The sequence below is a fragment of the Aquabacterium sp. T101 genome (assembly GCF_057219775.1).
The window spans coordinates 75,726-96,400 of sequence record NZ_JBXVVZ010000010.1; the positions used below are offsets into that span (position 1 = coordinate 75,726).

Here is a 20,675-nt window from a genome sequence, read left to right on the forward strand (position 1 = left end):
ATGTGTTGAAAGTTCGTCCACTCCCTACAGTGCGCCATCGATTTCCCGCCCCAGGACACCACGACATGAAGATCTATTCCATCGCCACCATCCCCGGAGACGGCATCGGCAAGGAGGTCGTGCCGGCGGGGCGCCAGGTGCTGGAGGCGGTGGCGGCGTCGTCCGGGGGCTTTGCCTTCGAGTTCGAGGACTTCGGCTGGGGCGGCGACCACTACCGCGCGCACGGCCGGATGATGCCGGCCGACGGCCTGGACGCGATCCGCCACAAGGACGCGATCCTGTTCGGCAGCGCGGGCGACCCGCACATTCCCGACCACGTCACGCTGTGGGGCCTGCGACTCGCGATCTGCCAGGGCTTCGACCAGTACGCCAACGTGCGCCCCACGCGCATCCTGCCGGGCATCGACGCCCCGCTCAAGCGCTGCACGCCGAAGGACCTGGACTGGGTCATCGTGCGCGAGAACTCCGAAGGCGAGTACGCCGGCATCGGCGGCCGCGCGCACCAGGGGCACCCGATCGAGGTGGCCACCGACGTGTCGATCCTCACCCGGGCCGGGGTGGAGCGGATCATCCGCTTCGCCTTCGAACTGGCCCGGTCGCGCCCGCGCAAGCTGCTGACCGTGGTGACCAAGAGCAACGCCCAGCGCCACGGCATGGTGATGTGGGACGAGGTCGCCACCCGCGTCGCGGCCGACTACCCGGACGTGCGCTGGGACAAGGAACTGGTGGACGCGATGACCGCGCGCATGGTCAACCGCCCGGCGTCGATCGACACCGTGGTGGCGACCAACCTGCATGCCGACATCCTGAGCGACCTCGCGGCCGCGCTGGCCGGCAGCCTGGGCATCGCGCCCACCGCCAACCTCGACCCCGAGCGCCGCTACCCGAGCATGTTCGAGCCGATCCACGGCTCGGCCTTCGACATCATGGGCCAGGGCGTGGCCAACCCGGTGGGCACGTTCTGGTCCTGCGTGATGCTGCTGGAGCACCTGGGCGAGGCCGACGCCGCGCGCCGGCTGATGCAGGCCATCGAAGTCGTCACCGCCGACCCCGCGCTGCACACGCGCGACCTGGGCGGCCGCGCGACCATGGCCCAGGTCACGGACGCGGTGTGCGCCATCCTGGCCGGTGGCCAGCGGCGGCAGGCCGCCTGACACGGACGCCGGTTCCTCTTTCCGTTCCTCAACGACAAAGGGTGCCGCAGGGCGCCCGTGGAGACGCTCATGCCCAAGTGTTCCGAGTGGTCCCGCCGCCGCCTCGTCCAGGCCGTGGCACTGGCGGCGGCCATGGTCGCCACCGGCGCCCAGGCGCAGGCCTGGCCTGCCAAGCCGATCAGCCTCGTGGTGCCGTTCCCTGCCGGGGGCACCACCGACGTGCTCGCGCGCGCGCTGGCCGAGAGGCTGTCCGTCAGCCTTGGCCAGCCGGTGATCGTCGAGAGCAAGCCCGGGGCCGGCGCCACGCTCGGCGCGGACCACGTCGCCAAGGCCCGCCCCGACGGCTACACGCTGCTGGTGGGCGCGGTGCACCACACCATCGCCACCAGCGTCTACCGCAAGCTGCCGTACGACTTCCAGAAGGACCTCGCGCCGATCACCACGATCGCGCTGGTGCCCAACGTGCTGGTGGTCAATGCCGCCACGCCGGCGCGCAACGTCGCCGAACTGGTGGCGATGCTCAAGGCGCGGCCCGGCGCCTACAACTACGGCTCCAACGGCAACGGCACCGCGCAGCACCTGATCGGCACGCTGTTCCAGAGCCTCACCGGCAGCGAGATCGCCCACATCCCGTACAAGGGCAGCGGCCCGCTGGCCACCGACCTGCTGGGCGGCCAGGTGACGATGTCGTTCGACACCGTCACGCCGGTGCTGCCGCATGTCAAGGCCGGCAAGCTGCGCGCCCTGGCGGTCACCACGGCGAAGCGCTCGTCCGCGCTGCCCGACGTGCCCACGCTCGACGAGGCGGGGCTGAAGGGCTTCGACATCGGCACGTGGTTCGGCGTGCTGGCGCCGGCCGCCACGCCCAGGGACATCCTGGCGCGGCTCAATGCCGAGATGGTCAAGGTGATCCAGTCGCCCGACTTCCGCAAGCGCATGGAGGAGATCGGCGCCGAGCCGATCGGCAACAGCGCCGAGCAGATGGCCCAGGCGATCCGCAGCGACACCGACAAGTTCGCCAAGCTGGTGAAGGACGCGAAGGTGACGATCGACTGACCGCCACCCCCGCGCTGCGCCTCAGGCGGCCTGCGACCCCCGGTGCGCCCAGCCGGTGGTGCGCTTCTCGATCCACGAGAACAGCTCGTACATCGCCATCGCCATCGCGCCGATGGTCACCAGCCCGGCAAACGCCAGCGGCATGCGCTGCTGGCTGCCGGCCGACTGCATCAGGTAGCCGATGCCGGAGTCGCCCGCGGTCATCTCGGCCAGCACGGTGCCAACGAAGGCCAGGGTGATCGCCACCTTGAGCGAGCCGTAGAAGTACGGCATCGACCGCGGCAGGCCGACCTTGACCAGCACGTCCCAGCGCCGCGCGCCGAGCACGCGCAGCACGTCTTCCAGCTCGGGTTCGAGCGTGGCCAGGCCGGTGGCGATGTTGACCGTGATCGGGAAGAACGAGATCAGGAACGCGGTCAGGATGCCGGGCCCGAGGCCGATGCCGAACCACACCACCAGGATCGGCACGATGGCCGCCTTGGGCACGGCGTTGAACGCCACCATCAGCGGGTACAGCGCGGTGTAGGCCAGGCGCGAGCTGCCGATCAGGAAGCCCAGCAGCACGCCGACCACGATCGACAGGCCGAAGCCCAGCATCGTGACCCAGAAGGTCTTCCAGGCCGCTTCGAGCAGCGGGCCCTTGAAGGCGATGAACTCCTGCGCGATCTGCCACGGGCTCGGGAAGATGTATTCCGCGATGCCGAAGGCCGACACGATGGCCTGCCACAGCAGCAGCACGCCCACCAGCACCACCAGCGGCGACCAGCGCTCCATGCGACGGGTGATCTTCATCCGGCCACCTTCGCTTCCTGCGCCGGCGCCCCGCCGCGGATGGCGCCGATGTGCCCGCGCAGCTCGTGCACGATGTCGGTGAAGTGCGGCGTGTAGGTCACCTCCAGGTCGCGCGGGCGCGGCAGGTCGATCTCGCGCCGCACGACGAAGCGGCCCGGGCTGCGGCTCATCACGTACACGGTGTCGGCCAGGAACACGCTCTCGCGCAGGTCGTGCGTGACCAGGATGACGTTGAACTTCTTGGCCGCCTGCAGGTCGCGCAGGTTGCACCAGAGTTCCTCGCGCGTGAACGCGTCGAGCGCGCCGAAGGGCTCGTCCAGCAGCAGCAGCTTCGGCTCGTGCACCAGCGCGCGGCAGATGCTGGCGCGCTGCTGCATGCCGCCCGACAGCTGCCACGGGAACTTGTCCTCGTAGCCGGCCAGGCCCACCGAGCGCAGCAACTCGCGCGCCTTGTCGGCGTACTCGGCGCGCCGCGCCTTGAAGTTCGATCGGTAGGGCTCGACGATCTCCAGCGGCAGCAGCACGTTGTCGAGCGTGGTGCGCCAGGGCAGCAGGCTCGGCGCCTGGAAGGCCATGCCGCTGATCTTCAGCGGCCCGGTCACCGGCTGCCCGCCGATGGCGATCGAGCCGCGGCTGGGCATCTTCAGGCCCGTGGCCAGCTTCATGAACGTGGACTTGCCGCAGCCCGAGGGGCCGACGATGGCGATGAACTCGCCCTCGCCGACGGACAGCGAGATGTCCTCGACGGCGAACTGCCCCTTGGCGAGCAGTTCGTCGTTGTAGGCCAGCCAGACCTTGTCGAAGTGGACGAAGCTCACTTCTTGGCCGGCGGCAGAACGTTGAGCTCGGCCTTGGGCGGCAGGAACGCGTCGGTCCACACGGTGGTCGGGTCCACGCGGGTCTTGGTGGCGAAGGCGTCGCTCACCTGCGAGGCCATCAGCGCCAGGCGCCCGGGCACGGCCGTGCCGAAGCCCTCGGCGCGCGCGTCGGGGCTGGCCACCACCGCGTCGATGGCCATGCGCAGGCGGCGCTTCTCCAGGTCGACGTTGATGATGCCGTCGCGCGCCTTGACGTAGTCGATCGCCGCGTCCGGGTTGGCCATCACCTCCTTGGCGCCCTTAAGGAAGGCCGACAGGAAGGCCTTCACCGCCTGCGGCTGCTCCTTGAGCATCTTCGGCGTGGCGATGATCACGTTGCCGTAGAGCTTCACGCCGTGCTGGGCGTACGGCAGGATGACCACGTCCTCGGCCTTCACGTTGCGCGCTTCCAGGTTGAGCAGCGACGTGAACGAGAAGCCGGTGATCGCGTCGACCTCGCCGCGCGCCAGCATCGTCTCGCGCAGCGGCGGGTCCATGCTGGTCCAGGTGACGTTGGTCACGCCGTTGGCCTTGGCGAAGATCGGCCAGCCGCGGCGGCCGGCGTCGAACACCGGGGCGCCGAGCTTCTTGCCGTTCAGGTCGGCCGGGGTCTTGATGCCGCTCTTCTTCAGCGCCAGCACCGCGGCCGGCGTGTTGTTGTAGACCATCATCACGGCCACCGGCTTGTTCGGCGCGTCCGGGTTGTTGGCATGGAACTCCATCAGCGCGGCCAGGTCGGCGAAGCCCATGTCGTAGGTGCCCGAGGCCACGCGCTGCACCGTGCCGCCGGAGCCGTTGCCGGCGTCGATGGTCACGTCCAGGCCGGCGGCCTTGTAGTAGCCCTTGGCCGACGAGGCGAGGAACAGCGCGGCGGGCCCCTCGAAGCGCCAGTCGAGCTGGAACTTCACCGGCGTCTGGGCCAGGACCGTCGAGGGCAGCGTGCCCAGCGCGGCCAGCGCGAGGGCGGCGGCCTGGGTCCAGCGGCGGCGGGTGGAGGAGGTGGGTCGGTTCATGGGCGGTGTCCTTCGGGAGGGTTCTGGAAAAGGGGAATCGGGTGGGATCGGCATGGATTGTCCGGGCGGCGCGGGCCGGCGCCATCGGTAGCAATGCCAGCCTGCAGGCCGGGGAAAACCGATGCAAGGTGCGTGCCGGGCGCGCTTACACTCGGTGCCGACCCCACCCCGCCGACCCCAGCGCACCTTTGGTCAACGTCAGCCGCCTGACCCTGCGCTTCACCGTCCTCGTCGGTGTCGTGGCGCTCGTGCTGCTGGCCTTTCGCTGGCACAGCGCGTCCGCCCAGTTGGCGACGCTGGAGAGCGTGCTGGCCATCGGGGCCACCAACACTGCCAGCCATGCCGCGACCCACCTGGACGAGACGACCGGGTCGAGGGAGCGGCAGGCACTGCTGGACCAGTGGCACCGCGACGACCCGCGCCTGCGGGCGCTGCAGGTGGTGCGCAGTGCGGGTGCGTTGGAGCACAGCTCGCTGGACAGCCGCGGCTTCGCGATGAAGCTGCCCCCGCCCGACCCGCGGGTCGGGCTGCAGGCGGTCGAACCCAGCCGCTGGCTGCGTCTGCCGAGCGCCTACGTGCTGGACCATGCCCTGGCCGACGACCGCGTGCTGCGCATGGTCTTCGACGCCGAACCGCTGGTCGATGCCTGGGCGGCCATGATCTGGCCGGCGATCGCGACGCTGCTGGCGATGTTGCTCGCCGTCGCGCTGCTGTTCCGCCGCCTGCTGGCCGTGCCCCTGGCGTCGCTGCGCGAAATGGCGCAGTTCGCGGCCGGGCTGCCCGACGCCGGCGGGCGCCGTCTGTCCCGGCGCGACTCGCACCTGGCCGAGATCGACGAGGTGCGGGACGCGCTCAACCGTGCCGGCGACCTGCTCGAGTCGCGCACGCGCGAGCTGGCCGAGCAGCGGGCCCTGCTGCGGGCCGTGATCGACAGCATGCCCAGCGGCCTGGCACTGAAGTCGCTGGACGGCCGGCTGGTGCTGGTCAACGCCTACAACGCCGCGCGCCTGGGCACCACGCCGCAGGAGATCGAGGGCCGCTCGGTGGTCGAGATCGGCCGCCCGGAGTACACGCAGCGCATGCGCGAGCTGGACCTGCGCCTGCTGGCGCAGCAGCAGGGCGTCGTCGTCGATGCCGACGCCGACCGGCTGCTCAGCGACCAGGTGCCGCACCTCGTGACCAAGACCCTGGTGCGCCTGCCCGGAAGCGACGACCCGCTGGTGCTGACGATGACCGCCGACGTGTCCGAACTGCGCAGCCTGCAGCGCGAGACCGAGAACGCGCGCCGCCTGCTGCGGGCGGTGTTCGACGCCGACGATGCGCCGATGACGCTCAAGGACGCCGACGGCCGTTTCGTCATGGTCAACACCGCCATGCTCGACTTCTGGGGCCTGGAAGCGTCCCAGGTCATCGGGCGCAACTCGCTGGAGGTGTTCGGCAACCTGCCGGGCGTGCTGGGCAGCCTCGAGCTGGACCGCCGCGTCTGGGCCGGGGGCGGCCCGCTGCAGGACGAGCAGCGGCTTGGCCGCAAGGTCGGTGGCGTGACCGAGGACTGCGACTTCGTCGTGCTGCGCAAGCTCGTGGCCGCTCCGGACGGCCGGACCCTGCTGCTGGTGGTGGCGCGCGAGGTGACCGAACTGCGCCGCCAGGCGCGCGAGATCGAGCATCACGAGCGCCTGGTGCGCGAGGTGATCGACCTCGAGGACAACTACGTCATGGTCAAGGACGCGCAGCAGCGGTTCCTGCTCGTCAATCCGGCCTACGCCCAGGCCAACGGCCTGCGCGTGTCCGACATCGTCGGCCGCACGCTGACGGAGGTGTTCCCGGATCGTGCGCTGGCCCTTGGCATCCCTGACATCGACCGCAGGGTCATGGAGGAGCGCGTGACCATCGTCCGCGAGGAGCGCGTCGACTTTGGCACGGGCACCGGCGAGCGCATCCTGCTGGCCGATCGCCGGCCGATCGAGCTGGCCGACGGCAGCGTGGGCGTGCTCACGGTGATCCGCGACGTGACCGACGAGCGGCGCCACGAGGCCGAGCTGCGGCGCGCCATGCAGCAGGCGCAGGCCGCCGTCGAGGCGCGCAGCCGCTTCCTGGCCAACATCAGCCACGAGGTGCGCACGCCGATCAACGGCATGCTGGGCCTGACCGACCTCGTGCTGGCCAGCCCGCTCACGGTGCAGCAGCGCGAGTGGCTGACCCTGGCCCGCGCCGCGGCCCAGGGCCTGCTGGGCATCGTCAACGACGTGCTCGACCTGTCCAAGATCGACGCCGGTGCGATGAACGTCGAGCACACGGCGTTCGACCTGCACCTGCTGCTGGCCGAGGCGTGCCGGCCGATGGCGCTGCGCGCCCGTTCCAAGGGCCTGGGGTTCTCGCTCGTGATCGCCCCCGACCTGCCCGAGTCCGTGATGGGCGACCCGGCACGGCTGCGCCAGGTGGTCGGCAATCTGGTCGGCAACGCGATCAAGTTCACCCAGAGCGGCGCCGTCACGGTGCGGGCGGCCCGCGTGGTGCGCGGGGCCCGGAGCGGACGCTACGCCATCGCGGTCATCGACACCGGCCCCGGCATCGACGCCGACAAGCAGGCGCAGGTGTTCGAGCCCTTCGTGCAGGGCGACGAGTCCACCACGCGGCGGTTCGGCGGCACCGGGCTCGGGCTGGCGATCTGCCGCGAGCTGGCCACGTTGATGGGCGGCACCGTCGGCGTGGACAGCGCACCGGGGCGTGGCAGTTGCTTCACCCTGGAGCTGCCGCTGGAGGCGGCCGCCGGTTCGCCGCTGCCGGCGCTCGCCGGCCATTGCCTGGCCTGGGTCGAGGACCAGGGCGGCAGCTACGAAGCCTGGCAGCCGTGGCTGGACCACTGGGGCGTGCGCTCGGTCGTCGTGCGCCACCCGGCCCAGGCCCTGGGCCAGCGCGACCTGGCGGTGGACACGCTGGTGATCGACGGCGTGGCGCAGCCTGCGCCCTACGACGCCGCCGTGCGCGAGTGGCGCGGGCGCGGCGAGCTGCGGCGTGTCGTCGTGGTGCACCCGGTGGGGGCGGTGGACATGCTGGTCGAGCGCCCGGGCAGCCTGCTGCCGGCCGCCCGCGGCCTGCCGGTGCAACGCCTGACCCGCCCGCTGACCCCGCGCGAGCTGCATGGTGCGCTGTCGCGCCGGCTCGAAAGCCGCGGCGACGCGGCTGACGAGCCGCCGGCGCCCGAGACGCGCCGGCTGGCCGGCCTGTCGGTGCTGCTGGCCGAGGACAACGACGTGAACCTGCTGCTGGCACAGACGATGCTGTCGCGCCTGGGCATCGACGTGGTCTGCGTGCGCGACGGGGCGCAGGCGCTGGCCACCCTGGTCGACCAGCGCTTCGACCTCGTGCTGATGGACATCCAGATGCCCGAACTCGACGGCACCGACGTGGTCAGCCAGTGGCGCGAGATCGAGTCCACGCGGGCGACGGCGCGCACGCCGGTCGTGGCCCTGACCGCCCACGCCATGGCGGGCGACCGCGAGCGCTTCATCGCCGCGGGCTTCGACGGCTACCTGGGCAAGCCCTTCTCGATGCACAACCTCGTGGAGGCGATCGAGTCGGTGCTCGCGCGCGCCGCGGCGCAGAGCGTCACCCGGCCCTGAGCCCGGGCCGGGCGCGGCTCCGGCAGGGCCTCAGCCCCCGACCAGGTCCGACAGCGCGCGGGCCACCACCTTGGTGGCGCGGCGCAGGTCCTCCAGCACGAGATGCTCGTCGGCGCGCTTGGCGTTGCTCTCCAGCACGGTGCGCGGGCCGGCGCCGTAGATCACCGCCGGCACGCCGTGCGCGCCGTACAGCCGCACGTCGGTGTACAGCGGCGTGCCCACCACCGGCGGCGCCTCGCCGAACACGGTCGCCGCATGGCGCTGGATCGCTTCCACCAGCGGCGCGTTGGCCGACTGCGGCTGCAGCGCCTGGGCCAGCAGCATGCGGCGGATCTCCACCTTGACGCGCGGGTCGTGCGCCGCCACCGCGCGCTCGATCAGCGCGCGCACCTCGGCTTCCACCGCGGTGGCGTCCTCCTCGGGGATCATGCGACGGTCGAGCTTGAGCGACACCTTGCCGGGCACGACGTTGGTGTTGCTGCCGCCCTCGATCAGGCCGACGTTGAGGTAGGGATGGGTGATGCCCGCCACCTTGGAGCGGCGCTCGCGCAGCACGCCGTTGTGGGCGTACAGCGCGGTCAGCAGCGCATTGGCGGCCTGCAGCGCGTCGACCCCCGTGCTCGGGTAGGCGGCGTGCGAGGCCAGCCCGTGCAGCGTCACCTCGAGCTGCAGGCAGCCGTTGTGCGCGGTCACCACCTGGTAGCTGAAGCCCGCGGCGATCAGCAGGTCGGGCTTCGTCAGCCCGTGCTGCAGCAGCCAGCCCGGGCCGAGTTCGCCGCCGAACTCCTCGTCGTAGGTGAAGTGCAGCTCGACGCCACCGCGCGCCGGCCGTGCGGCGGCCTCCAGCGCGCGCAGCGCGAAGGTGAAAGTGGCGAAGTCGCTCTTGCTCACCGCGGCGGCGCGGCCGTACAGGCGGCCGTCGACCACCTCGCCGCCGTAGGGGTCATGCGTCCAGCCCTCGCCCGGCGGCACCACGTCGCCGTGCGCGTTGAGAGCGATCGTGCGGCCGCCGTCGCCGAAGCGACGCCGCACGATCAGGTTGGTGATCGAGGCCATGCCCTGGGCCCGCACCAGCGCCTCGGGCACCGGGTGCTGTTCGGCCGCGTAGCCGAAGCCGCCCAGCAGCTCGGCGGTGCGCTGCGCATGCGGCGCGTTGTGGCCGGGCGGCGTGTCGGTGGGCACCTGCACCAGGGCCTGGAGGAAGCGCACCTCCTCGTCGAAGTGGGCGTCGATCCAGGCGTCGAGGGCGGCGTGGCGGTCGGTCATGGCTTCAGGTTCTCGATGAAATGCTGGAAGGCGCGCACGGCCAGGTCGCAGTCGTGCGCGGTGGAGGACTCGAGCGGGTTGTGGCTGATGCCGGCGTTCTCGCCGCGCACGAAGAGCATGGCCTGGGGCATCACCTGCGCCAGCTTCATCGCGTCGTGGCCGGCACCCGAGGGCATGCGGTGCACCGGCAGGCCGAGGGCGGCCACGGCGGCTTCCCAGCGCCGCTGCAGTGCGGCGTCGCTGGGCGCGGCGGCGGCCTGCATCGTCTGCTCGAAGCCAAAGCGCACGCCGCGCCGGGCGCCGATGCGGGCCGCCTCGGCCAGCACGTCGGCGGCGCAGGCGTCGCGCACCGCGTCGGTGGTGGCGCGGATGTCGAGCGAGAAGCGGCAGCGCCCGGGCACAACGTTGATCGAGCCGCCGGGCACTTCGAGCAGGCCGACGGTGCCGACGAGGTCCGGCACCGACGCCGCGCGGCGTTCGAGGAAGAGCGCCAGTTCCGCCACTGCCACGGCGGCGTCCTGGCGCATCGTCATCGGCGTGGTGCCGGCGTGGCTGGCCGTGCCTTCGGCGTCGCCGAGGTAGCGCACGCTGCCGTTGATCGAGGTCACCACGCCCAGCGGCAGGTCCATCGCGTTGAGCACCGGGCCCTGCTCGATGTGCACCTCGACGAAGCCGAGGTAGGCCGCCGGGTTGCGCGTCTCGGCGCGGATGGCCGCCAGCGAGGCCGGCAGCCCGGCCGCGCGCATCGCGTCGCGCATCGCAACGCCCTGGGCGTCGGTCTGGTCCAGCCACGCCGGGTCGAAGTGGCCGGTGAGCGCGCCCGAGCCGAGGAAGGTGGCCTTGTAGCGCTGGCCTTCTTCCTCGGCGAAGGCCACGACCTCGATGCCGAAGGGCAGGCGGCGCCCGGCGCGGTGCAGTTCGCGCACCGCGATCATCGGCACGAAGATGCCCAGCCGCCCGTCGAAGCGGCCGCCATTGCGTACGGTGTCGTAGTGGCTGCCGGTCAGCAGCCGCGGGGCGCGGCGGTCGCTGCCGTGATAGACGCCGACCACGTTGCCCACCGCGTCGAGCCGCGCCTCGTCGAAGCCGCACTCGCGCATCCAGTGCAGCAGCTGGCGCTGGCAGGCGAGGTGGGCCTCGGTGAGATAGGTCACCGTCAGCTCGCCGCGCGCGTCCCACGGCGGGTCGCTCCAGGTGGCCAGGCGCTCGGCGCAGTCCCAGGCCTGCTGCCCGAGCACGGGCTCGACGCCGAACTTGTCGGCCAGGCGGATCTCCACGATGCGGTGGATGTTGCGCAGGCACTCGGCGAACTCGGTGTCCGCTGGTTGCGCGAGGCGGCGGGCGAACACGTCGATGATCTGGTGCCGGGTCAGGCCGCTGCCGCGCGGCCCGCGCACCGCCAGGATGAACGGCCAGCCGAACTTCGCGTTGTAGTCGGCGTTGAGCTGCTGGATGCGGGCGAACTCCGCCGGCGTGCAGTCCGCGAGGCCCGCCTTGCCCTGCTCGTTCGTGCTCTCGGCGGTGAGGGTGCGGCTGACCATCGCCTTGCCCGCCAGCTCGGGGTGGGCGCGCACCAGGCGCAGCTGGGCGTCGCGGCCGGCCTTGCGCAGCACCTGCACGAAGGCCTGCTGCAGCTGCGGCAGCGTGCGGAACGGGCGCAGGTGCCACGCGCGCTCGGCGATCCACGGCGAGTGCTCGTAGCTGCCGTCGAGCAGGGCCGTGAACTCGGCCTGGCTGGCGGCGTTGATCTGGTCCAGGGTCAGCGGCACGGCAGGCTCCGGTTCATTCCCAGGTGAACGCGGTGGCCGCGTCGAAGGGGTGGGTGGCGCGCCAGTGGCGCGCGATGTCGATGCGGCGCGCGATCCACACGCCGTCGTGGCGCGCCACGTGGTCGAGGAAGCGCTGGAAGGCGCGGAAGCGGCCGGGCCGGCCGAGCAGGCGGCAGTGCATGCCGATGGACATCATCGACGGCCGCTCGGCGCCTTCGGCCCAGTGCAGGTCGAAGGCGTCGCGCAGGTAGGCGTAGAACTCGTCCCCGTGCGAGTAGCCCTGCGGCAGTGCGAAGCGCATGTCGTTGCAGTCCAGCGTGTAGGGCACCACGAGGTGCGGCGCCAGCGCGCCGTCGCTGCGCCGCACCTGCAGCCAGAACGGCAGGTCGTCGCCGTAGTAGTCGCTGTCGTACTCGAAGCCGCCGTGGTCGGCGACGAGGCGGCGCGTGTTCGGGCTGTCGCGGCCGGTGTACCAGCCCAGGCCATGCACATGGCCCGGCGACGAGCCGCGCCGGCCGGTCAGTCGCTCGATGATGGCCATGCCGCGCTGCAAGTGGTCGCGCTCGGTGGCCTCGTCGACGTTCTGGTAGTGGATCCAGCGCCAGCCGTGGCAGGCGATCTCGTGACCCAGCTCGACGAAGGCCTGCGTCACCTCGGGGCAGCGCTCCAGCGCCATCGACACGCCGAACACCGTGAGTGGCCAGCCGCGGCGCTCGAACTCGCGCAGGATGCGCCAGACCCCCACGCGCGAGCCGTACTCGTAGATGCCTTCCATGCTCAGGTGCCGCGCGGGGAAGGCCGGCGGGTTGAACATCTCGGACAGGAACTGCTCGCTGCCGGCGTCGCCGTGCAGCACCGAGTTCTCGCCGCCTTCCTCGAAGTTCAGCACGAACTGCAGCGCCACGCGGGCGCCGCCGGGCCAGCGGGCATGGGGTGGGTTGGGGCCGTGGCCCTTCAGGTCGCGGGGGTAGTTCATCGGCGCAGTGCCTTGGCAAGGTCGGTGGAAAGCGGGTCGAGCCGCAGGTTGTGCTCGACGCTGTGCAGGTGCCGGTTCATCAGGCGCGCCGCGGCGCGCGCGTCGCGCTGCTCCAGCGCGTCGACGATGGCCTCGTGCTCCTGTTGCGAATGCTCGGCGGAGTGCGACGACTGGTACATCAGCGCGATCAGCGAGGACCGCGACAGCAGGTCGGCCAGCAGGTCGGCCAGCACCTGGTTGCCCAGCATGCGTGCCAGCACGACGTGGAAGTCCGCCAGCAGCCGGGTGCGGCCGCTGACGTCGGTGCGGGCCACCGCGGCGCGCTCGTCGCGCAGGTGCGCGCGCAGCTCGGCCACCTGCGTGTCGGTGATGCGCGCGCACAGCTCGCGCACGATCGACGCCTCGATCAGCTGGCGTGCCTCGAACACCTGGCGCGCCTCGTCCACGCCGGGCTGGGCGACGAAGGCGCCGCGCGCGGGCTCCAGCGTGACGAGCCGGTCGCGCGAGAGCTGGTTCAGCGCCTGGCGCACCACCGTGCGCGACACGTCGAACAGCTGGCCGATCTGCGCCTCGGCGAGCTTGGTGCCCGGCATCAGGCGGCGCTCGACGATGGCCTCGACGATGGAGTCGACGATGCGCTGCGTGCTGCTGCTGGCGGCGGGCATCGCCTTTGGGGGAGCGGGGCTGCGGGCCACGGGGTGCGACGGGGCAGGGCGGGAGCGGTTGACGTGTATTCGAAAGTGTATACACTTTTGCGCAGACCCGGGCCGAAAGACCCCGCCGCACCACCCCTTACCCACCCCCGCCGAAAGCCGCCGCCGATGGGCCACCTCAGCACCCATGTCCTGGACACCGCCCACGGCTGCCCCGCGGCCGGCATGAAGGGCGCGCTGCTGCGCGTCGAGCCTTCGGGCGCCACGACGCTGCTGCGCAGCTTCACGCTCGACCACGACGGCCGCGCTGGCGGTCCGCTGCTCGACGCCGCGGCGATGGCCGTCGGCCGCTACCGCCTCGTGTTCGAGGTGGCGGCCTATTTCCGTGGGCGCGGCGTCGCGCTGCCCGAGCCGCCCTTCATCGACGCCGTGCCGCTGGACTTCGGCATCGCCGACGCCGCCGGCCACTACCACGTGCCGCTGCTGGTGAGCCCGTGGAGCTACTCGACCTATCGGGGGAGTTGATGGCGACCCCCCCCGTTGCCGCTTCGCGGCTCCCCCGGGACCCGACAGGGTCCCCTTCGTGGACCTGGGGGGCGGCGCCTGCGGGCCGGCGGAGCCGGACCCGCGGCCCCTGCTGGGGCACGGGGATTGCATGCCACTCGCCCAACTTTCTGGAGACATCATGAGACTTCGGCGCTTTGTTTCACTGGCTTCGCTGGCTGTGCTGGCGCTTCCTCTGGCTGCGCACGCGGCGTGGCCGGAGAAGCCGGTGCGGATCGTGGTCACGTTCGCGGCGGGCGGGGCGAGCGACATGGTGGCGCGGGCGATCGCGGAGCCGCTGGGCAAGGCGCTGGGGCAGCCGGTGGTGGTGGACAACAAGCCGGGGGCGGGCGGCACCATCGGGGGGCTCGACGTGGTGCGTGCCGCACCGGACGGCTACACGCTGATGCTGTCCAACAGCACGCCGACGTCGATCGGGCCGTTCACGGTGCCCAAGCCGCCGTACGACCCGGTGAAGCAGTTCACCCATGTCGGCATGCTCGGCGTCGCGCCGGTGCTGCTGATGGCCAACCCCAAGGCGGGCCCCGCCAGCCTGAAGGACCTGCCCAAGGCCGCCGCGGCGCCGGGCTACTCCTTCGGCTCGGGCGGCCCGGGGTCGATCGGCCACATCGTGGGCGAGATGACCAAGGACGCGATGAAGATCCAGATGACGCACATCCCGTACAAGGGCGGCGCGCCGATGACCACCGACCTGATCGCCGGGCAGATCCCGGTGGGCATCGACGTGATCACGGCCTTCGTGCCGATGGTCAAGGCCGGGCAGATCCGGGCGCTGGCGGTCACCACGCGCACCCGCTCGCCGCTGCTGCCGGACGTGCCCACCGTGGTGGAACTCGGCCTGCCGCAGCTGGTGGCCGAGAACTACTTCGGCGTCAGCGGCCCGGCCGGCCTGCCCAAGGAGGTGACCGACAAGCTCGGCGCCGCGCTGGCCACCTTGGTGGCCGACCCGGCCATCGTCAAGCGCTTCGAGGAACTGGGCATCACCACGGTGAAGATGGGCAGCGCCGATTTCTCCGCCTTCGTCGCCAAGCAGGTGGCCGACTGGCAGCCGGCCATCAAGGCGGCCGACCTCAAATAGGGTTTCTCCGCGCCGGAATGCATACCGGCGTGCATACACTTTGGTTCTCGTCGCCGCGGTGCCCGCCGACCTTCCGGTCGGCGGTTTGCGACGGTCGCTCCTCACAGAGCCCGCTGTGGTGAGGGGATCGCGCCAGGCCGTGCCTGACGCCGTCCCCGAAGGCCGACCGCGATGGACGCCTACCTGCTCGACTGGCTCAACCTGCTGCTGCGCTGGGCCCACGTGATCACGGCGATCGCCTGGATCGGCGCGTCGTTCTATTTCGTCCTGCTCGACAACAGCCTGTCGCGGCCCGACAGCGACGACCTCAAGGCCAAGGGCGTCGACGGCGAGATGTGGGCCGTGCACGGCGGCGGCTTCTACCACTCCAACAAGTACATGGTGGCGCCGCGCTGGCGGCCGCTGCCTGACAACCTGCACTGGAGCTACTGGGAAAGCTACAGCACCTGGCTCACGGGCTTCGCGCTGTTCACGGTGCTGTACCTGTTCAACGCCGGCACCTTCCTGATCGACAAGGCGGTGTTCGACTGGTCGCCGGCGGCGGCGGTGACCGCGGCGCTGGGCTTCCTGGTCGCCTTCTGGTTCGTCTACGACGCGATCTGCCGCCTGTTCGGCGAGCGCGAGCGGGGCGACCTGATCGTCGGCGTGATCGTCACGGCCTTCGTGGTGTTCGCGTCGTGGCTGGCCTGCCAGCTCTTCGCTGGCCGCGCGGCGTTCCTGCTGGTGGGCGCGATGCTGGCCACCGCGATGAGCGCCAACGTCTTCTTCTGCATCATCCCGGGCCAGCGCAAGGTGGTGGCGCAGCTGCGCGCCGGCCAGCCGGTGGACCCCGTGCACGGCCGGCGCGGCAAGCAGCGCAGCGTGCACAACACCTACTTCACGCTGCCGGTCATCATCGCGATGCTGTCCAACCACTACGGCTGGCTCTACCAGGGCCGCCACAACTGGCTGGTGCTGGTGCTGCTGATGCTGGCCGGCGCGCTGATCCGCCACAGCTTCGTGGCGCGGCACAAGGCGCACGTGGAAGGCCGACGCACCCCGTGGGAGCACGCGGTCGTGGGCACGCTGGTGCTGCTGGGCCTGGCCCTGTGGCTGGCGCCGCCGCCGCCCAGCGCGCAGGCCCGCGCCGCAGCGGCCCAGCCGGTGACGCTGGCCCAGGTGCAGGCGGTGGTGGAACAGCGCTGCGTCATGTGCCACAACGCGCAGCTGGCGCAGAAGAACGTGGCGCTGCACACGCCGGAGCTGCTCAAGCAGCATGCGCAGGCGATGTACCAGCAGGTGGCGGTGCTGCGCCTGATGCCGCTGAACAACGCCACGCAGATCACCGACGAGGAGCGCGCGCTCTTCAAGCGCTGGTTCGAGGCCGGCGCACCCGCCCAGTAGCCGCCCCGGCACACAACGAGGAGATCCCATGGAGACAACGACGACTGTCCACCCGGTGGACGAGCGGCTGCCTGCGCCGCGCCTGGCGGCGCTGGGCCTGCAGCATGTGCTGGTGATGTATGCCGGCGCCATCGCGGTGCCGCTCATCGTGGGCCGTGCGCTGAAGCTGTCGCCGGAGCAGGTGGCTCTGCTGATCAGCGCCGACCTGTTCTGCTGCGGCCTGGTCACGCTGATCCAGTCGCTGGGTGTGACGCGCTGGTTCGGCATCCGCCTGCCCGTGATGATGGGCGTGACCTTCGCCGCGGTGGGGCCGATGGTGGCGTTCGCCAATGCCACGCCCGGCGTCGACGGGGCACGCGCGATCTTCGGAGCGATCATCGGCGCCGGCGTCATCTCGATCCTGATCGCCCCGGTGGTCAGCAAGCTGCTGCGGTTCTTTCCGCCGGTGGTCACCGGCACGATCATCGCCATCATCGGCATCAGCCTGATGCGCGTGGGCGTGGGCTGGGCGCTCGGCGGGCCGGCTCCGGCCGCGCAGAGCGTGGACGTGCCCAAACTGGTGGCGATGGTCGACGGCATGAAGGCCAACGCCGCTGCTGCGGCCGCCTCCGCGCCGCCGGGTGCCACGGCGGCGCCGATGCGCCTGCCCGCGCCGGTGCCGATGGTCGACAACCCGGCCTACGGTGCGCTCGACAATCTGGCCGTCGCCGCCGCGGTGCTGGTGTTCATCCTGTTGCTGGTCAAGTACGGGCGGGGCTTCGTGGCCAACATCTCGGTGCTGCTGGGCATCGTCGCGGGCTGCGTCGTCGCCGCGGCGATGGGCAAGATGCACTTCGACAAGGTGGCCAAGGCGGGCTGGTTCGAGTTCGTCACGCCCTTCGCATTCGGCATGCCCACCTTCGACATCGTGATGATCCTGACCATGACCCTGGTGATGATCGTCGTCATGATCGAGAGCACCGGCATGTTCCTCGCACTGTCGGACATCACCGGCCGTCGTATCGGACAGGCGGAGCTGGCCGCGGGCCTGCGCACGGACGGCGTGGGCACGCTGATCGGCGGCGTCTTCAACACCTTCCCCTACACCAGCTTCAGCCAGAACGTCGGCCTGGTCGGCGTCACCGGCGTCAAGAGCCGCTGGGTCTGCGTGGCTGGCGGCGTGATCATGATCGTGCTCGGCCTGCTGCCCAAGATGGCCGCCTTCGTCGAATCGATCCCGACCTTTGTGCTCGGCGGGGCGGGGCTGGTGATGTTCGGCATGGTCGCGGCCACCGGTATCCGCATCCTGTCCACGGTGGACTTCAAGACTCAGCGCCACAACCTCTACATCGTGGCCCTGTCGATCGGCTTCGGCCTCATCCCGCTGGTGGCGCCGCGCTGGACCCAGCAGATGGCCCACGGACTGCACCCGCTGCTGGAGTCGGGCATCCTGCTGACGGCCGTGTCGGCGGTGGTGCTCAACGTGTTCTTCAACGGCGCGCGCGGCGACACGGCGGGCAGCGTGGAAGCCGCCAAGACCGCCGAGGCACACTGAGCCGCATGCAGCACGCGTCGTCCGAAGCCGAAGTCCGGCGCGACCTCGCCGCCGCCTACCGGCTGGCGGCGCGCCGCGGCTGGGACGACATCGTCTGGACGCACCTCTCCGCGTCGGTGCCGGGCGAGCCCGGCCATTACCTGATCAACCGCTTCGGCCTGCGATTCGCCGAGGTGCGGCCGGATAACCTGGTCAAGGTGGACGTGGCCGGCCGCGTCGTCGACGGCTCGGGCGCGCCGGTCAACCCGAGCGGCTTCGCGATCCACGGCGCGGTGCATGCGGCGCGGCCCGACGCGATGTGCGTGATGCACCTGCATACGCGCTGGGGCCAGGCGCTGGCGGCACTGCCTCCGGTGCCGGGCGGCGTGCTGCCGTGCTCGCAGCCGGCGCTACGCCTGTGGCGGCGCATCGGCCACCACGCCTACGAGGGCCTGGCCTTCGACGCCGCCGAGCGCGCGCGGCTGGTGGCCGCGCTGGGCGCGCTCGACGGGCTCATCCTGCTGCATCACGGCACGCTCACCGTGGGCCGCACCGTGGCCGAGGCCTTCGTGCTGATGCACCTGCTGGAACGCGCCGCGCAGGTGCAGCTCGCGGCCATGGCCGCGGGCACGGTGCACTGCGTGGCCGACGACGTGGCCGAGCGCACCCAGCGCCAGTGGATCGGCGACGGCCGCGTGCCCGAGGGCGAGGACGAATGGCCCGCGCTGCTACGCTCGCTCGACGACTGAAGCGTCGCCCTTCCGACACCGATACCGACACCGACTCCGGAGCCCTGCCATGCCGACCATCCGCGTCGAACTCTTCGAGGGCCGCACGCCCGAACAGAAAGCCGCCTTGGCGCGCGAGATCACCGACGCCTGCGTGCGCGTGCTCGGCGGCTCGCCGGGCGGCGTGGACGTGCTCTTCCACGACATGAAGCGCCACGACTGGGCCACCGGCGGCGTGCTGTGGAGCCAGGTGCCGCCGCCACCGCCCCAGGCCGGCTGAGGGCCCGCAGCCGTACCTACGCGGCCTGGGCCGGCGCCGACCCCTGCCCGGGCTCGGGCGCCGTGTCGGCCGGCGCCTCGGCATGCAGCACCACCGCGTTGCGGCCGCTGCCCTTGGCGCGGTAGAGCGCCGCATCCGCCTGGGCCAGCAGCGCGTCGGACGCGGCCGAGCCGTCGCCCACCGCAGCGCCGATGCTCACGGTGTAGGCCACGGCCCGCGTGGTGCCGGCCAGCATCGGGTTGCCGGCGATCGACGCGCGCATGCGCTCGGCCACGCCGCGCGCCACCTCGGCGCCGGCGCCGGGCAGCACCGCCAGGAACTCCTCGCCGCCGAGCCGGCCGAGCCGGTCGCGGTCGCGCAGGCCGCCGCCGAGCACGCGCGCCAGGTGGCGCAGCACGTCGTCGCCGGTGGCATGGCCCCAGCTGTCGTTGATGTGCTTGAAGTGGTCCACGTCGATCATCAGCACGGCCACCTCGGCACGGTCGCGCCGGGCGCGGGCCAGCGCGTCGTCGAGGAAGGCCAGCGTGGCGCGGCGGTTGGCCAGGCCGGTCAGCTCGTCGGTCGTGGCCAGCGCCTGCAGGCGGCGTGCCTGCATCACCTTGCGCAGCGCGAAGGCTGCCACCACGCCCAGCAGCACCACAAATAGCGCCAGCGCCACGGCCTGCGTCTGGCGCAACTGCAGTTCCTGCTCGTGCAACTGACGCAGCGTGGCGAGGTCCTCGCCGTCGCGGTCGCGGTTGAACTGCTGGCGCATGCGGGCCGCCTGCTCGGAACTCTTCTGCCAGGCCAGGTCCCTGTCGAGCGACGCGGCGGCTTCCAGCGCGCGGTAGGCGTCGGCCCAGCGGCCGAGCGCGGACAGCGCCTGCGAGCGCACGCGCTCGTAAATGGCCAGCGTGTTCCGGTCGCCGCGCTCGCGCACGCGCCGGTCCACGCTGTCGAGCAGGGCCAGCGCGTTGGCCGTCCGGCCCACGCCTTCCAGGGCTTCGGCGCGCGTGATCGCCTGGATCTCGTACTGGCGCGGGTCGCCCGCCGCGTCCAGCTGCCGCATCGCGTTGTCGGTGCGCAGCAGCGCTTCGCGCGGCTGCTTCAGCTTCAGCAGCGACACCGCGATGCCGTTTTCCGCATAGGCCATGCCAGGGCGGTCGGCCAGCTTCTCGCTCAGCCGCAGCGCCTCCTGGAACACCGGCAGCGACTCCTCCCAGCGCTGGGCACCCTGGTAGGCCTGGGCCAGGCCGAAGGCATAGATGGACTCGTCGTAGGTGGCGTCGCGCGCCCGGGCGCCGGCCTGCAGCAGCTTCATCAGGCGCAGCGACTCGTCGATGTCGCCGATGCGCTTGTAGTGGCTCGCGAGGTGCCAGCGGCAGAGGTCGCCGTCGCCGGCCAGGCCGCGGTGCACCAGCACCTCGCAGGCCGCCAGCAGGTCGGACTGCCCGCCCTGCAGGTCGCCGCTGCGCGAGCGGTGCACCCCGCGCTCGAGCCGCACCATGGCGCGCGCTACTTCCAGTGCGGGATCGGCCGTCTGCACCAGCAGGGCCTCGAATTCGGATCGGGCTTCGGCGATTCGGCCTACCTCCACCAGCATGCCGGCGCGGCAGGCACGCAGGCGCAGCCACCAGGGGCGGGCGTCTCCCGAGGGCCCGGCCGAAGACGGGTCTGCCGCAGACAGGCCGGCGTCGGCCACCGCCAGCGCCTGCTGCGCGTCCAGGTCGCTGACGATGCGGCATTCGGCCTCGTCGGCGGCCAGACGTTCGTCCAGGAGGTCCGCGGCGACGGCCTGGGCGCGCATCGGCTGCAAAAGGGCCAGGCCGCGCTGCGGCAGCGCGGCCGCGGCCTCGCGCACCTGGCGCAGGCGCTCTTCCAGGCGGTCCGCGGCCCAGGCTGGCGCCACCAGCAGCATCAGGCCGAGGGCCAGGGCAGGGCGGGACAGGTGGGCCACGGTCCGACTCTATCGACTTGGCCGCCTGCCGCCT

Annotated in this window: 16 protein-coding genes and 1 pseudogene; 9 read left to right on the top strand and 8 right to left on the bottom strand. The window is 71.7% G+C overall.

Going from position 1 to position 20,675, the window contains the following annotated elements; genetic code table 11:
• Window positions 1–65: 65 nt before the first annotated feature.
• Both AC2EAQ_RS18430 and AC2EAQ_RS18435 read left to right on the top strand, forming a co-directional pair.
• Window positions 66–1,154, top strand: a complete 1,089-nt coding sequence (locus AC2EAQ_RS18430) for a tartrate dehydrogenase (protein WP_484645899.1) — start codon at window positions 66–68, stop codon at window positions 1,152–1,154.
• Window positions 1,155–1,223: 69 nt separating this feature from the next.
• Complete coding sequence (locus AC2EAQ_RS18435) at window positions 1,224–2,210, top strand: tripartite tricarboxylate transporter substrate binding protein (RefSeq protein ID WP_484645900.1); 987 nt, start codon at window positions 1,224–1,226, stop codon at window positions 2,208–2,210.
• Between the two features lie 21 nt (window positions 2,211–2,231).
• Here AC2EAQ_RS18435 and AC2EAQ_RS18440 read toward each other — a convergent pair whose 3' ends face one another.
• From AC2EAQ_RS18440 to AC2EAQ_RS18450, 3 genes are read right to left on the bottom strand one after another with little or no spacing between them, the layout of a single operon-like run.
• Window positions 2,232–3,002 carry an ABC transporter permease gene (locus AC2EAQ_RS18440; protein WP_484645901.1) on the bottom strand — a complete coding sequence of 257 codons (771 nt, stop codon included), beginning with the start codon at window positions 3,000–3,002 and terminating at the stop codon, window positions 2,232–2,234.
• Window positions 2,999–3,820 (bottom strand): ABC transporter ATP-binding protein, encoded by an 822-nt coding sequence (locus AC2EAQ_RS18445; protein WP_484645902.1) that lies wholly within the window; start codon window positions 3,818–3,820, stop codon window positions 2,999–3,001. The genes AC2EAQ_RS18440 and AC2EAQ_RS18445 overlap by 4 nt, the downstream gene beginning before the upstream one ends.
• Window positions 3,817–4,872 carry an ABC transporter substrate-binding protein gene (locus AC2EAQ_RS18450; protein WP_484645903.1) on the bottom strand — a complete coding sequence of 352 codons (1,056 nt, stop codon included), beginning with the start codon at window positions 4,870–4,872 and terminating at the stop codon, window positions 3,817–3,819. Before AC2EAQ_RS18450 ends, AC2EAQ_RS18445 begins: the two co-directional genes overlap by 4 nt.
• Before the next feature lie 188 nt (window positions 4,873–5,060).
• Here AC2EAQ_RS18450 and AC2EAQ_RS18455 point away from each other — a divergent pair, with 188 nt between their 5' ends.
• Window positions 5,061–8,495 (top strand): PAS domain-containing protein, encoded by a 3,435-nt coding sequence (locus AC2EAQ_RS18455; protein WP_484645904.1) that lies wholly within the window; start codon window positions 5,061–5,063, stop codon window positions 8,493–8,495.
• Window positions 8,496–8,525: 30 nt separating this feature from the next.
• Here the strand turns inward: AC2EAQ_RS18455 and AC2EAQ_RS18460 are convergent, their stop codons facing one another.
• Genes AC2EAQ_RS18460 through AC2EAQ_RS18475 form a run of 4 tightly spaced genes read right to left on the bottom strand, consistent with a single transcriptional unit; the run spans window position 8,526 to window position 13,171 of the window.
• On the bottom strand, window positions 8,526–9,761 hold the full coding sequence (locus AC2EAQ_RS18460; RefSeq protein WP_484645905.1) for a M20/M25/M40 family metallo-hydrolase: 1,236 nt from the start codon (window positions 9,759–9,761) through the stop codon (window positions 8,526–8,528).
• Window positions 9,758–11,530 carry a 2-oxo-4-hydroxy-4-carboxy-5-ureidoimidazoline decarboxylase gene (gene uraD, locus AC2EAQ_RS18465; protein ID WP_484645906.1) on the bottom strand — a complete coding sequence of 591 codons (1,773 nt, stop codon included), beginning with the start codon at window positions 11,528–11,530 and terminating at the stop codon, window positions 9,758–9,760. The genes AC2EAQ_RS18460 and uraD overlap by 4 nt, the downstream gene beginning before the upstream one ends.
• Window positions 11,531–11,543: 13 nt before the next feature.
• The gene (puuE, locus tag AC2EAQ_RS18470) at window positions 11,544–12,506 is read right to left on the bottom strand and encodes an allantoinase PuuE (protein ID WP_484645907.1); all 963 of its coding nucleotides are present in this window, start codon (window positions 12,504–12,506) and stop codon (window positions 11,544–11,546) included.
• Window positions 12,503–13,171 carry a GntR family transcriptional regulator gene (locus AC2EAQ_RS18475; RefSeq protein WP_484645908.1) on the bottom strand — a complete coding sequence of 223 codons (669 nt, stop codon included), beginning with the start codon at window positions 13,169–13,171 and terminating at the stop codon, window positions 12,503–12,505. Before AC2EAQ_RS18475 ends, puuE begins: the two co-directional genes overlap by 4 nt.
• 156 nt (window positions 13,172–13,327) lie before the next feature.
• Here AC2EAQ_RS18475 and uraH point away from each other — a divergent pair, with 156 nt between their 5' ends.
• From uraH to AC2EAQ_RS18505, 6 genes and pseudogenes are all read left to right on the top strand, one after another.
• On the top strand, window positions 13,328–13,684 hold the full coding sequence (gene uraH, locus AC2EAQ_RS18480; RefSeq protein ID WP_484645909.1) for a hydroxyisourate hydrolase: 357 nt from the start codon (window positions 13,328–13,330) through the stop codon (window positions 13,682–13,684).
• Between the two features lie 160 nt (window positions 13,685–13,844).
• Entirely contained in the window at window positions 13,845–14,801 is a 957-nt protein-coding gene (locus AC2EAQ_RS18485) for a Bug family tripartite tricarboxylate transporter substrate binding protein (protein ID WP_484645910.1), read from the top strand.
• A gap of 171 nt (window positions 14,802–14,972) precedes the next feature.
• Complete coding sequence (locus AC2EAQ_RS18490; RefSeq protein WP_484645911.1) at window positions 14,973–16,184, top strand: urate hydroxylase PuuD; 1,212 nt, start codon at window positions 14,973–14,975, stop codon at window positions 16,182–16,184.
• A gap of 28 nt (window positions 16,185–16,212) precedes the next feature.
• Window positions 16,213–17,718, top strand: coding sequence for a nucleobase:cation symporter-2 family protein (locus AC2EAQ_RS18495; protein ID WP_484645912.1), 1,506 nt, complete (start codon window positions 16,213–16,215; stop codon window positions 17,716–17,718).
• 5 nt (window positions 17,719–17,723) lie between these two features.
• On the top strand, window positions 17,724–18,446 hold the full coding sequence (locus AC2EAQ_RS18500) for a class II aldolase/adducin family protein (protein WP_484645913.1): 723 nt from the start codon (window positions 17,724–17,726) through the stop codon (window positions 18,444–18,446).
• A gap of 28 nt (window positions 18,447–18,474) precedes the next feature.
• Window positions 18,475–18,705, top strand: a pseudogene (locus tag AC2EAQ_RS18505) (4-oxalocrotonate tautomerase); the annotation flags it as partial.
• A 16-nt stretch (window positions 18,706–18,721) separates the two neighbouring features.
• Here AC2EAQ_RS18505 and AC2EAQ_RS18510 read toward each other — a convergent pair.
• Window positions 18,722–20,641, bottom strand: a complete 1,920-nt coding sequence (locus AC2EAQ_RS18510) for a diguanylate cyclase (protein WP_484645914.1) — start codon at window positions 20,639–20,641, stop codon at window positions 18,722–18,724.
• Between the last annotated feature and the right edge of the window lie 34 nt (window positions 20,642–20,675).

Bases quoted from the DNA above. Each gene is read 5' to 3' on its own strand.
- AC2EAQ_RS18435 (WP_484645900.1), top strand. From the start codon at position 1,224: ATGCCCAAGTGTTCCGAGTGGTCCCGCCGCCGCCTCGTCCAGGCCGTG.
- puuE (WP_484645907.1), bottom strand. From the start codon at position 12,506: ATGAACTACCCCCGCGACCTGAAGGGCCACGGCCCCAACCCACCCCAT.
- AC2EAQ_RS18450 (WP_484645903.1), bottom strand. From the start codon at position 4,872: ATGAACCGACCCACCTCCTCCACCCGCCGCCGCTGGACCCAGGCCGCC.
- AC2EAQ_RS18495 (WP_484645912.1), top strand. From the start codon at position 16,213: ATGGAGACAACGACGACTGTCCACCCGGTGGACGAGCGGCTGCCTGCG.
- AC2EAQ_RS18430 (WP_484645899.1), top strand. From the start codon at position 66: ATGAAGATCTATTCCATCGCCACCATCCCCGGAGACGGCATCGGCAAG.
- AC2EAQ_RS18475 (WP_484645908.1), bottom strand. From the start codon at position 13,171: ATGCCCGCCGCCAGCAGCAGCACGCAGCGCATCGTCGACTCCATCGTC.
- AC2EAQ_RS18500 (WP_484645913.1), top strand. From the start codon at position 17,724: ATGCAGCACGCGTCGTCCGAAGCCGAAGTCCGGCGCGACCTCGCCGCC.
- AC2EAQ_RS18440 (WP_484645901.1), bottom strand. From the start codon at position 3,002: ATGAAGATCACCCGTCGCATGGAGCGCTGGTCGCCGCTGGTGGTGCTG.
- AC2EAQ_RS18490 (WP_484645911.1), top strand. From the start codon at position 14,973: ATGGACGCCTACCTGCTCGACTGGCTCAACCTGCTGCTGCGCTGGGCC.
- AC2EAQ_RS18485 (WP_484645910.1), top strand. From the start codon at position 13,845: ATGAGACTTCGGCGCTTTGTTTCACTGGCTTCGCTGGCTGTGCTGGCG.
- AC2EAQ_RS18460 (WP_484645905.1), bottom strand. From the start codon at position 9,761: ATGACCGACCGCCACGCCGCCCTCGACGCCTGGATCGACGCCCACTTC.
- uraH (WP_484645909.1), top strand. From the start codon at position 13,328: ATGGGCCACCTCAGCACCCATGTCCTGGACACCGCCCACGGCTGCCCC.